The following is an 11,861-nucleotide window of genomic DNA, read 5'->3' as shown; positions in this document are numbered from 1 at the left end:
GTTACTCAAAAGATCCTCCTACACAGGCAGCTTTATGTTTTGGGGCACGTTCATTAATTCTATTTTTTCTCCTTTATTCCCTTTCGTATAATCTCTAAGAGCTGGGGCAACATGTCTTATGTCTACGGCAACATAGGAAATAGATGGCTCGTCGGGAGAATAACTGGCTACTGTTGTTTTCAACCAATTTTTATCGTCGCGCTCAGGAAATTCTGGTTTAAAATGAGAGCCTCTAAACTCATTTCTTAGTAAAGCGCCTTTGGTAATAGCTAAAGCCAGTTCGAGCATAGGCTTTAGCCTCTTGGCAAAATGAAATGTTTTATTGGCAAATTTTGAAGAATCTTGAATTCTTATATTATTGAATCTCTCACGAAACTCTTTAAGTTTCTCGAGAGTTTCCTTTAAGTCTTTGTTATTTCTTTTCACAGTAACATTTCTTACCATGAGGTCTGCTATCTCTTCGTGCAGTTTGAAGACATTTTCTTTTCCTTGATTTCTCAATAACTGCTCATTGTGCTCTCTTTCTTCCATAAGAGCTTTTTCAAAAACTGTAGAAGAGACTTTGTCTTGACAGCCTTTATCTTTGATGAAAGTTGCTACTTCGTCTCCTGCTAATAATCCTGCATAAATACAGGACAGCAACGAATTGGCTCCCAACCGGTTAGCACCATGATATAAAAAGTCCGATTCCCCACAGTTAAAACATCCTACCAAATTTGTCATATGCCGGTAGCGAGAGTTCCTATCAGGATCGTCTGCAGCAGGCCAGTCTACCCAAGCTCCCCCCATAGAGTAGTGCACCGCAGGGAATATACGCATTGGAGTCTTGTTGGGATCTTCTCCTGTAAATTTCCTATAAATCTCCAAAACGGCTTCCAGCTTTTTCCTGTTTGCTTCTGGAAGATGTGTAACATCTAAGAATACTTCTTGCCCGCCGCCAATACCCATTCCTGCTTCGCATACTTGCAAAATAGCTCTGGCTCCTACGTCCCTGCTAACTAAATTTCCGTAGGCGGGATACATTTCTTCCAAGAAATACCACGGCTGTCCCGTTTGACCACAAGCTCTTTGTGATCCATCAGGGAACAATAAAGTTTTCGAAGCATCTCCAGGGACCCAAACTCTTCCTCCTTCCCCTCGAACAGACTCAGATATTAGACGCAGCTTATCCTTTCCAGGAATAGCTGAGGGATGAATTTGAATAAATTCGGGATTAGCATAGTGCATTCCCTGCATAAATAACTTTCCATTTGCAGATCCTGTACAAAAAACAGAATTCGTTGACAGACGAAATATTACACCAGGCCCTCCAGTGGCTATAACAACAGCGTCTGCGGGTAATACTTCCAATCGATTATTGAATAAATTCATGAGGACAACGCCACAAGCTCGTCCAGAATCATCCATTACCAATCTGACGAATTCATGATTTTCTCTTTTAGTGACACTTCCAGCGACTTCCCTTCGCCTTACCTGTTCATCCAGAGTGTACATCAACTGTTGGCCTGTGGAGGCTCCACAAAAAACCGTTCGACTATAAAGAGTGCCGCCGAAGCGTCGAACATCCAATTCTCCTTTAGCGTTTCTGTTGAAAGGACATCCCCAGTTATCTAGCATTTTAATGATTCTGGGTGCCGCCAAGCACATTTCCAAAACAGGAGGTTGGTCAGCAAGAAAGTCTCCGCCTTTTATCGTGTCATAAGCATGCCTATAAGGGGAATCTTCCTCTCCTTCTTTGAGATTAACAGCGGCATTAATACCACCTTGAGCACAGACAGAGTGCGACCTTTTGACTTTAGTTAAAGAAATGATTTCTACCAGCAATCCGGCATCTGCTAACTTTATCGCTGCAGACAGCCCTGCTAGACCTCCTCCGACAACGATAACTCTACCACTTCTTCCCATAACAAGCCTTTTTACTTAGAATGAAAAATACAAATTCCAAACGGTGTATACACCAAGAAAAGAAAACAAAGGAATGATCAAACCATAAATGCCCAGACGCAAAATTTTCTGTTGCTTATCTGTCTCAACTATTCCCCAGCGTGAGCAGAACGTCCACAAGCCATTAAACCCATGGAAAACTGAGGCTAAAACAAGCACAGTATAAAGTATGGCCACCCACAGCGACGATAGGGCCTTTTTAACAATATAGTGGAAAGCCTTTCCTGCACTAGAAGTCAAGATTAACACGGTTTCATTAGCCAGATTTTCCTCTAACTCGTGCGGAAGCGCTAATCTTTGTTTTTGAACCAATACATGATACTCTGCCCCCCTTCCCACAGTTGGAACAACCTGTCTTCCAAGAGCTTTGACAGCATAATAAGTCTTCCCGCTCCATTCTACTTTAGATGGATATAAAACAAACCGCATATGAATTACATGAAGCCCTACAGACAATAGAAGCACCCATGCTGTGATGCGTTGCCATACGTAAGCGTGATTTCTAGCAAAGTTACAAGCAGGAGAGCTTCCATCTCTGCTATAAATATTAAATTTCCCATTAATGGCGTAGACTATGCCGATAACAGCGTGTATTCCGAAAGGTAATGCCAAGCAGCAAATTTCTATGAACTTCAACCCGGGAATAGAATGGAACCTATCAACAAGAGCAACAAAAAATTTGCCTCCGCCCCCTAAAGAGGAGGCTAAAAAATTTGTAAGAAGGTGTTCACAAAGAAAAAAAGTAAACGCTATTCCAGAAATTGAGTGAAGGACTCTTAAGAAAAAAGAAAACCGGCCGCTGGTTAAGCTAGGTTTCTTACTTTTTTCATACATCAAAATCTCCTGCATCAAATTATTTCTTCAAGATAAGCTGAAAATAGAAAAATTTGTAAGAAAAATTTAATAAAAGGTTCTTTTGCTCAAAAAAATTTTAGCTTTTCAAGAAGAAAGCATCTGATGCATGTTGGCTTTTACTATGTTGGCCAATTCAGAAACTGGAACGCCCTTCAAAGAGGAAATTTTTTCAAAGGTATGACGAATAAACGAAGGTTCATTTTTTTTCCCACGAAAAGGGACAGGAGCGAGGTAGGGAGCATCTGTTTCTATCAAGAGCTGCTCCAAAGGCAGTGTACGCAAAACCTCCCGTAAAGACTCTGCATTTTTAAAAGTGACTATACCGCTGATAGATATGTACCATCCTCTCTTAACTAGCTCCGCAGCCTCTTCAGAAGACCCTGTGAAACAGTGCAACATTCCCGGTCGGCCGTTTCTATAATCAGAATCTAGTATGGAGAAAAAATCTTCAAAAGCATTTCTGCAATGAATTACCGGTGGCAAAGCACATTCTATAGCTAAAGACAAATATCTTTTAAAAACTTCTTGCTGACGTGCTTTTTCTTGATCATTTTGGACGAAGCCATAGTCTAACCCGACCTCTCCAACAGCTACCAGCTTACCTTCCTTTGCGGCTTTAGCAAAAAAATCAAAGTCTGCCTCTATATCACCTAAAGCATCTTGAGGAGGAGTCCCCGCTGCGTGAAGAAAGGTTATATTTGGAGTTGTTTCCGCATAGTGAAAAGCGTTGCACAATTCCTGCTGCGTGGTGGAGACGTTGAGAAGCGTTGCTATCCCGCCTTCTTCTGCTCGAGACAACACCTCTCGAATATCATTTTGAAAAGATTCATCAGCCAAATGAAGGTGGGCATCTATGAGAGACATATAATCCTTCCGTTGTTACTCCGGCCTTGTTTTTCCTACGAAGCGCCAGAAAAGGCCCTTCAAGCTACCTTATTTCCAATAAATAAAACTACTAAAACCTTCCCTTAAGACACAGAATCTATAGAGGTCTCGATAATTTTTTGAGAAATATTTTGAGGCAAAAGAATCGGCTTCGAATTTTTTCCTGGGGGATAGTAGACATACGTAGGAACACTGGCCCGACCCAATCGAGCTAATTCCTCCGTAACGGCGGGATCTTTCTTTGTCCAGTCGGCTTCCAGGGTTGCAATATTACGACTTTTGAAGAATTGCTGCACTCCAGGAGCGTGCAATATAGGTTTGTTTACCTGACAGGTGATACACCACTTAGCAGTAAAATGAACAAAAACTCCACGACCCTGATTTTGATATTTATCCACCTTTTCTCTCGAGAACTTTTCCCAACCATTGATAGAAAAAATTGGCGCGACGGCGTCGTTTCCCGTAGACCAAGAAGCCCTTACCCCTAAGAACAAAGAAAGCCCCAATATCACAAGAGCAGTACTGATTGCTAAGAGTCTTTTCTTCTTTGGAGTTACTGGAGTGCCCCATCTACCTAAAACCCACACAGCAAAAGCAGCAATGAGAAGAGCTGCTAGCAGCAAATTGACAGCTTCTATGCTTGTCTCCAAACCAAAAACCCATATCAACCAGACGGCGGTGGCCATCAGTAAAAACCCGGTAATTTGTTTAAATGTTCCCATCCAAGCCCCGGGTTTAGGCAGGAACGATAATAATTTGGGGAATAAAGCCAATAGGAGGTACGGAGAAGACATCCCTAGTCCCATACAGGTAAAAATACTCATTTGTTTGAAGACTGATAGAGACATTACTAACCCAAGAACAGATCCAAGGAAGGGGCCCGTACAAGGAGTCGTTATTAGTGTAGCAAGCACCCCATTGAAAAAGGCGCCGGCATAACCGGAGCGCCTGTGAGAAGACTCATAATGACTTCCTAGGTTAACAAAAATAGTTCCCAATTCAAATAATCCTAGAGAGCTCAAAGCAAATAAAAACACAGACAAAATGAGAATCATCAGAAAGGTAGGCTCTTGCAACTGGAATCCCCATCCAACATTATGCCCGAGAAATTTCAGCGAGGCCGCCACTAGGCCTAAAACCCAGAAGCACCCGACAACTCCAAAAACAAACGCTAAGCTATTTTTTACTACAGAACGATGATGCTCTCCTGATGACTTCACTAACCCATATACTTTGAGTGTTATCAAAGGTAAAACGCAGGGCATTATGTTTAACAAAAGGCCGCCTAGGAAAGCGGAAATTAGAACAAGTAGAAAAGAAGAAGAAACCAGATCAGTCGTATCAGACAGTCCAGGAATTTTTTCATCAAAACTTGTATTCACAGCTAGCGCTTGAGCAACATTGCCGCTTTCATCTTTTAATAACAAAACCCCTTTAATGAAAGGAATCTGCTCAACTCCAGGGGTTGTTTTCACGATCAAAGAAAACTTTTCTTCTCCTTTAGAAGAAAACTGTTGCTCACTAGAATAATCTACAGCTAGATCTTTTGTTTCTGGAATAAATTCTGCTCCACAGATTTTAGAAGCTATCGAACTCTGCAAAAGAATAGTGATTTTTTCTTCTTCTCTAAAAGCTACTAGAGACTCTTTTTCTTCGTCGATTGCTCGAGGTAAGGATAAAAGTGTCTGAGCAAAATCAGCCGCACTCTCATTGTTGAGCTTAGGAGCTAAGGAGGATGCCTGTAAGAATAGCTGCATTTCGGCTTCTTCGGGCTCACAACTATCGATGCAAGCCAGCCAGTTAGCTTTTGCTTTAAAAGAGTAGTGTTTACCTTCTATTAGTTTTTGTGTAGGGACGACTTTTGCTATAACTAGAATAGAGCCTGTATACCCATAACTAGTTATATCTGCCTCTTTAAAAATTTCTGGGCAAGGCCAAAACTCTTCGGCAATACGGAACTCTGGGGGAACGTTCCAAGAAATTTCCAGAGGTTGCCCTATTTCCCCAGGATTTTTCCAGTAAATATGTCCCCCTTCGGGCACTTTCAACTTCACGGCCAAATGGAAGGGCTGCGTTTCAGAAATATGAGCTGATTCTGAAATCAGGGCTGCCCTAGAGGCTTTTGTTTGCGTAATAAGCCCCTCTTTCCCTTGAGATCCCTGAGGAAGAGCGAAGAGGAGGCCCCAGAACACTGCTAAAAAAGGTTTTATTTTAGACATAATTTACTATTTAAATAAGGACAGAACCATCTATTATTGTTTGATTTTATAATAAAAGCCACTTCTAGATTTAGTTTGTTAAAAATTTTTAACAAAACAACCTTGGATCTATAATAAAAATCTGCTAGGATCATCGTCTAGAGTTTAAAATTCTCCTATCTACTACAACCCGAACTTAAAAAGAACACTGATTTTTGATCCCACCATGATACTTTTGGCCCAAAACCCCGTTTTTTACGCTTATAAAGAGGCTGGCTTCTTCGGGAAAGCTATATTTTTACTACTGCTGTTAATCTCCATCTTCACCTGGATAATTCTACAACAAAAGATCACCGTGCAGCAAAATTTTCGTCGCTCAGGAAAAAGCCTTAAAGAATTTTTAATAAAAAACAGGAATACGCCCCTTTCTCTAGATATTCATCCAGAAGTTAGCCCTTTTGCTGATCTTTACTATACTTTGAAAAGGGGGACCCTGGAATTACTAGATAAAAATCGGGCAGTATCTCCTGACAAAGGGCCTGTTCTTTCTAGCGAAGATATCCTCTCCTTAGAAAATCTCTTTGGCGTAGTCATGCCTAAATATCGCTCCTTACTGGGGAAAAACAACTTCATCCCGGCAACAGCTATTAGCGTTGCTCCTTTCCTGGGCCTTTTGGGAACGGTTTGGGGCATTCTAGAGGCCTTTTCCAGCATAGGAAGCTCTGGAGGAGAAACGCTAATGGCTGGAATAGCTACTGCTTTGGGAACGACAGTGGCTGGTCTGCTTGTCGCCGCACCATCTCTAGTGACTTACAATTACTTGAAAGCACAGGAAAACGCTCTAACTCTAGAAATAGAGCAGACTGCTTATCTGCTCCTAAACGCCATCTCAGTGAAATACAGGCAAAACACTTTGTAAAAAGCTTATGAAACGGTTCCTATTCACTTCTAAAGAGGACAAAGAACCTTCTGTCGACCTTACGCCATTGATAGATGTCGTCTTTGTGATTTTAATGACTTTTATGGTTTCTGTCCCTTTTATCCGACTGGACTCCATAGCTCTGAGCCCTTCGACAACAAAGAACACTTCAACTCCAGAGCAAAAGCTCCCGGAGATCATCTTACGAGTCTCTGCAGAAGGAGCCGTCACCGTAAATGATCAACCAGCGGACATACATTCTCTGTCATTGAAATTAAAGAGCTTAAAGCAACAACACCCTCTCGCTATTCCTCTTCTTTTACATGATGAGAAAGCCTCCTTTGGAACCTACAGAAAAATCAAAGATCAGGTAGAGGCTGTCGGATTTAAAGATCTCCACGTAGCTTTGAGGAACTCGTGAACAAAAAAATTCCTTTCGGCAAAGCATTTCTTTCGTTAGGGCTCCATCTTATCTTCATCGCATTATTGTCTATGAACGTCACGGAACCCAAACGTCCGCCTATAAAACTACGAGAGCATTTTGTAGGAACCTTTACAGAAAGGAGCTCTCCCTCAGAGCTACGGAAAAACAATTCTGTCTCTCCTTCTGCTCTACCGAAATCAGCGACACAATCCACCCCCCTTGAAGAAAAACATCCTATACAAAAAACTCCTCACGCCCAAGAAAAGACTACTTTTAAAGAGCCGACCTCCCCAAAAACTTTCTCCGACACTAAACCGCTCCTTCAAGAGAAAAATTCGCCAGATAAAGCCCTCCCATCAAAAACCCCTTCAACCCTCCCTAAGGAAACCAAAAATGTAAAAGATAAGCCTCTTCCTTCATCAACAAAGACAGCCTCAAACACAAAAGAGGTTCCTTTACCACAACAGAACAAAAAAGCTCTCCTAGACAACCAAAGAAATGAAAAGCTTCGAGAACTAGCAAAAATGGCCAATGAAATGACAAGGAGATTGGAAGCTGATAACAAACGCCTCCATGACCCGGTACTAAGAAAAACAGCTATTTTCGTTTCTTCTGGCGATCCTTCGGAAGAATTTGGCGAACTGAATCCTGAAACATTGACTCAACTTTTACGCAAGCACTTAGTATTGCCTTTACCTGGAATATTGCGCATGCAGCTCTCTATTTCGCCAAAGGGCGAATTATTAAATTGCTCCGTATATGAATCTGAAACAGAACTTAACAAACAATACGTTTTGTCAAAAATCCATGAAATTTCTTTTGAGGACTTTGTAAAAAAACACAAAAACTCGAAAAATATCTCTCTCCATATTAAACTCGTGGGAGAGCCTTGATTATTCTGAGGCTTTTTGCTATCCAGTGTGTATGAGAAGTCGATTTTCTTTCATAATCACCTGCCTGCTGCCAATCCTTTCTTCCCAGCCTTCCCTCGCCAAAGAGCTGGAAGTTTCGGTAAGAACCGAGGCTCGCTCTGTTCCTGTGAGCGTTTCTTTAGACTTTTCGGCGTCTCAACTTCAGGCGCAAGAAAAACGTAATTATTCCGATCAATTATTCGAAATCTTTAAAAAAGATCTCGCCGCAGGAGACCGGCTGACGCCCATTTCTACTAAGACTGATGCAGCGACAACCCCTCTACGCGTATCATTAAAGATTCGTTATCCAGAGCTCTCAGCATCTTGTTGCTTTTCTGGGGAAGGTAGAGAAAATCTCAAACTGCCTCCTCAATTACTTTCTGGAATTCTTGCTGAAGATCGAAAAAAAATTCATCTCTTGGCGGATAATGTTCACGAAGCTCTCACGGGCGTTCCTGGCATTTGTTCTGGAGTTATCCTTTTCACATTAAGCACCTCTCATCAACAAAATGAAGAATCTTTGAAACAGGGCGAGTTATGGACAATAGATTATGATGGGGCTAACTTGGCCCAAAGGACGGAGGAAAAGTCCCTTTCTGTAACTCCCAGATTTATCCGTTCTACCTCAAAATTTTATCCCTACCTCTATGTTTCCTATAAGACTGGCGTTCCAAAGATTTTCATCAACACCTTTGATAAACTCCAAGGACAACGCGTAATATCTCTGCGGGGGAATCAGTTAATGCCTGATATTTCTTGTCATAAAAACAAACTAGTTTTTGTCTCAGACATCAATGGCAATCCGGACATCTTTTTACAGCCTTTTTCTCTAGCATCTGGAACTTTAGGCAAACCTTTTCCCTTATTGAATGCATCTTTTGGAACACAAGGAAATCCTACCTTTAGTCCAGATGGAACAAAGATATTATTTGTTTCCAATAAGGACGGCTCTCCTAGAATTTATATCATGCCTATAGAACCGGAAATTGGGGCCCCCTATTTACTCACTAAACGTTATCGCAACTGTAGTTGTCCTTCGTGGTCCAATAATGGGCGGTTTGTAGCCTTTTGTGCTGTAGTCAAGGGCTTTCGTCAAATATTTGTTCATGATCTGGCGACAAAAGAAGATCTACAGCTCACTTTTTCCCCGGAGAACAAAGAAAATCCTTCTTGGGCCAAGGATGATTGGCATTTGGTCTTCAGTTCCGGATCCTCAGATAAATCTGATATCTATTTACTTAGCATTTTTACTAAAAAAACAACTAAAATTACTTCGGGTCCAGGGGAGAAGCGCTTTCCTTCCTGGGGAGCTTTTGCGAGTCAACCAAAGAGATTATTATGAAAATATACCGCTTATTTTTTAGCTTACTAATTACCAGTCTTTTTCTCTCCTCTTGTGGAATGCCCGTGTGGCAAGACAACTGTTGCGGAGGATGTCACGGGCTCTTACGTAAGGGACATCAATCCCAATTTGCTTTTGTTCCTTTTTACGAAGAAGAGGACCTCACTCAAGGAAAAGTTGGCGATTATGATGTTAAGGAAGAACAGCTCTACAAACAAGCGCCCAAAACTACAAATGCTTTTAGAAACGTCACTTTCGCGACAGATAGTTACACAATTAAAGGAGAAAATAATTTAGCTATTTTGCAAAGCTTAGTTCAATACCTGAAGAAAAATTCTAAAACAACGCTATTCATAGAAGGTCATACTGACGAGCGCGGAGCTGCTGCCTACAACTTATCCTTAGGCTCTCGAAGAGCTAATGCTGTAAAGGAATACCTTATTAAACAAGGGGTTCCAGCCAATCGTTTATTGACAGTTTCTTACGGCAAAGAGCATCCCGTCCATCCCGGACATAACGAGTTGGCCTGGCAACAAAACCGTCGTGCGGAGTTCAAAATCCATGTGGGTTAATAACATCCTGAAGACCATAATGGTCTGCCTTGTCATAGGGTCTTTAGAGTCTGCTTTTGCGAAAGAGCAGAAAAAGATTCCCATCTCTCAATTGCTGGAAGCTGAACTAGAAGAGCTAGAGCTTAAGTTTTCTCACCATGAGGCTGAATTAGCTCTTCTTTCCGATCGCTTAGATGAAATGGAAACCAAAATCTCTTCCGCCTTACTGAAGGATAAGAATGCTTTGCAACCCAAAATTGCAAGTTTAGAATCAGAGCAAAAGAAAATAAAAACTTCTCTAACAGCATTAGCTTCCTCTTTAAAAGAAACTCAAACCTGTCTTTACGAAAAACTCAAAGCTTTAGGCGAGAATCATGAACTTTTACTGAAGGATATGAAGCTACTTCGACGCTCACTAGCGTCTTTGATAGATGGATCTCAACCGGGAGAATATCCTGAAATTATTTGCGAGAGTTCCAAGAAATTTTACACCGTCCAAAAAGGGGACAGCCTATGGACCATATCAAAAAAATTTCAGATTTCTCCTAAAGAACTAAAAAAAATCAATAAACTTAATTCCGATGATATCTATGCGGGCCAAAGACTTTGTTTAACTTCTGAAAAAAAAGACAAATAGTCCCACTACATCGAACTATTATTCGATGGCTAATAATAAAACGCTCTTGTAAGATCCGAAATTAGAGGAAAAATCACCAACTAAACTCCAGATGCGACCAACTGTAGCGTTGTTTGGCGAAGCAGGAAAGGGATGCTTTGATGCTGCGTACCTGTGCCACACACCCATGGATCTCTGTACCCACCTGGGGCATTCTAATAGTTGTGGGATTTCTTTGGCTATCAAAACTTTGATGTACAACTATAGCGTTGTATATTTTCGAGTGAAAGAGGAAGGCTACTCCATAGAGCACTACTTTTACGGAATACACTTCCTAAATACGCAAAACTCAATAAAAAACATAATCGCTATAGCTCTTCCGGGAGTTGGGGATGACAATATCATAGAGGCTCTCTGCTCAACGTGTAAAAGATATAGCAGTTTGCTTTTATTTTCAGAAAAAGACCTCTATGATCTTTTCACCTTCTAATCAATAGTGCTGAAGTATTCTTTAAGCCCCTCATCATTGGGAACCATTGCCTTACTTCCTTGCTTCCAGTTGGCTGGGCAAACCATTCCGTTTTGTTCGAAGAAAAGCAATGCATCTAACACACGAAGCTCTTCGTCAACAGAACGTCCCAAAGGAAGGTCATTAATGACTGCGTGTCGAATAACTCCAGCCTTATCAATCAAGAACAGTCCTCGATAAGACAAGTTTTCCTGTTCGTGAAGAACGCCATACTTCTGAGAAATCTCTCTGCTGACATCAGAAATTAAGGGATAAGAAATTCCTATGATTCCACCTTCTTTTTTGGGAGTAGCAAGCCAGCGTTTGTGCGTTTCTTCATCATCTACGGAGCACCCCAAGACTACAGAATTTCTCTCTTCAAACGCAGGAAGAGCATCCTGAAAAGCGTGTAATTCTGTGGGGCAAACGAAGGTAAAGTCTTTGGGGTAGAAAAAAAGAACGACGTTCTTCCCTCTGTAAGACTCTAAAGAAATAGTTTTAACCTCTCCATCAACCACAGCCTTGGCTATGAAAGAGGGGGCCTCATTTCCTACTAAAGACTTCATTTCTATACCTCCTTATCTACGCACTGGAGAGGATTCGAACCTCTGACCGCCTGGTTCGTAGCCAGGTACTCTATCCAGCTGAGCTACCAGTGCATAATCGACGAGAGCAGTGTATCCGAGAAAACACATATGATCAAGCTGT

At 41.4% G+C, this 11,861-nt stretch carries 12 protein-coding genes and 1 tRNA gene; 7 read left to right on the top strand and 6 right to left on the bottom strand.

Going from position 1 to position 11,861, the window contains the following annotated elements:
• Window positions 1-18 precede the first annotated feature (18 nt).
• The 4 genes from sdhA to KJA58_RS04505 all read right to left on the bottom strand — a co-directional run bounded on the left by sdhA (window position 19) and on the right by KJA58_RS04505 (window position 5,903).
• Window positions 19-1,905 carry a succinate dehydrogenase flavoprotein subunit gene (gene sdhA / locus KJA58_RS04520; RefSeq protein WP_213358236.1) on the bottom strand — a complete coding sequence of 629 codons (1,887 nt, stop codon included), beginning with the start codon at window positions 1,903-1,905 and terminating at the stop codon, window positions 19-21.
• 15 nt (window positions 1,906-1,920) lie between these two features.
• Complete coding sequence (locus tag KJA58_RS04515; RefSeq protein ID WP_246485728.1) at window positions 1,921-2,793, bottom strand: succinate dehydrogenase/fumarate reductase transmembrane subunit; 873 nt, start codon at window positions 2,791-2,793, stop codon at window positions 1,921-1,923.
• A 90-nt stretch (window positions 2,794-2,883) separates the two neighbouring features.
• Complete coding sequence (locus tag KJA58_RS04510; protein WP_213358235.1) at window positions 2,884-3,663, bottom strand: TatD family hydrolase; 780 nt, start codon at window positions 3,661-3,663, stop codon at window positions 2,884-2,886.
• A gap of 104 nt (window positions 3,664-3,767) precedes the next feature.
• Window positions 3,768-5,903, bottom strand: a complete 2,136-nt coding sequence (locus KJA58_RS04505; protein ID WP_213358234.1) for a protein-disulfide reductase DsbD family protein — start codon at window positions 5,901-5,903, stop codon at window positions 3,768-3,770.
• A gap of 205 nt (window positions 5,904-6,108) precedes the next feature.
• On the opposite strand from KJA58_RS04505, the gene KJA58_RS04500 reads away from it, so the two are divergent.
• From KJA58_RS04500 to KJA58_RS04470, 7 genes are all read left to right on the top strand, one after another.
• Complete coding sequence (locus KJA58_RS04500; RefSeq protein WP_213358233.1) at window positions 6,109-6,801, top strand: MotA/TolQ/ExbB proton channel family protein; 693 nt, start codon at window positions 6,109-6,111, stop codon at window positions 6,799-6,801.
• Window positions 6,802-6,808: 7 nt separating this feature from the next.
• Window positions 6,809-7,222, top strand: a complete 414-nt coding sequence (locus tag KJA58_RS04495; RefSeq protein WP_213358232.1) for an ExbD/TolR family protein — start codon at window positions 6,809-6,811, stop codon at window positions 7,220-7,222.
• Window positions 7,219-8,118 (top strand): hypothetical protein, encoded by a 900-nt coding sequence (locus tag KJA58_RS04490; protein WP_213358231.1) that lies wholly within the window; start codon window positions 7,219-7,221, stop codon window positions 8,116-8,118. The genes KJA58_RS04495 and KJA58_RS04490 overlap by 4 nt, the downstream gene beginning before the upstream one ends.
• 31 nt (window positions 8,119-8,149) lie before the next feature.
• Window positions 8,150-9,478 (top strand): Tol-Pal system protein TolB, encoded by a 1,329-nt coding sequence (tolB, locus tag KJA58_RS04485; protein WP_213358230.1) that lies wholly within the window; start codon window positions 8,150-8,152, stop codon window positions 9,476-9,478.
• Window positions 9,475-10,050: an OmpA family protein gene (locus KJA58_RS04480; RefSeq protein WP_213358229.1), complete on the top strand. Its 576-nt coding sequence runs from the start codon at window positions 9,475-9,477 to the stop codon at window positions 10,048-10,050. The genes tolB and KJA58_RS04480 overlap by 4 nt, the downstream gene beginning before the upstream one ends.
• Complete coding sequence (locus tag KJA58_RS04475) at window positions 10,040-10,666, top strand: LysM peptidoglycan-binding domain-containing protein (RefSeq protein ID WP_213358228.1); 627 nt, start codon at window positions 10,040-10,042, stop codon at window positions 10,664-10,666. The genes KJA58_RS04480 and KJA58_RS04475 overlap by 11 nt, the downstream gene beginning before the upstream one ends.
• 91 nt (window positions 10,667-10,757) lie before the next feature.
• Complete coding sequence (locus KJA58_RS04470; RefSeq protein ID WP_213358227.1) at window positions 10,758-11,135, top strand: hypothetical protein; 378 nt, start codon at window positions 10,758-10,760, stop codon at window positions 11,133-11,135.
• Here KJA58_RS04470 and KJA58_RS04465 read toward each other — a convergent pair.
• Together KJA58_RS04465 and KJA58_RS04460 are read right to left on the bottom strand one after the other, a co-directional pair.
• The gene (locus KJA58_RS04465) at window positions 11,132-11,719 is read right to left on the bottom strand and encodes a peroxiredoxin (protein WP_213358226.1); all 588 of its coding nucleotides are present in this window, start codon (window positions 11,717-11,719) and stop codon (window positions 11,132-11,134) included. The two genes, KJA58_RS04470 and KJA58_RS04465, sit on opposite strands and share 4 nt — an antisense overlap.
• Before the next feature lie 19 nt (window positions 11,720-11,738).
• A tRNA-Arg gene (locus KJA58_RS04460) sits at window positions 11,739-11,812 on the bottom strand.
• Window positions 11,813-11,861: the final 49 nt, after the last annotated feature.

Origin of the sequence: Chlamydiifrater phoenicopteri, from assembly GCF_902807005.1 — a bacterium.
GTDB lineage: Bacteria > Chlamydiota > Chlamydiia > Chlamydiales > Chlamydiaceae > Chlamydiifrater > Chlamydiifrater phoenicopteri.
Note: the sequence above shows the minus strand (reverse complement) of the source record. Positions and strands in the feature narration are given on the sequence as shown.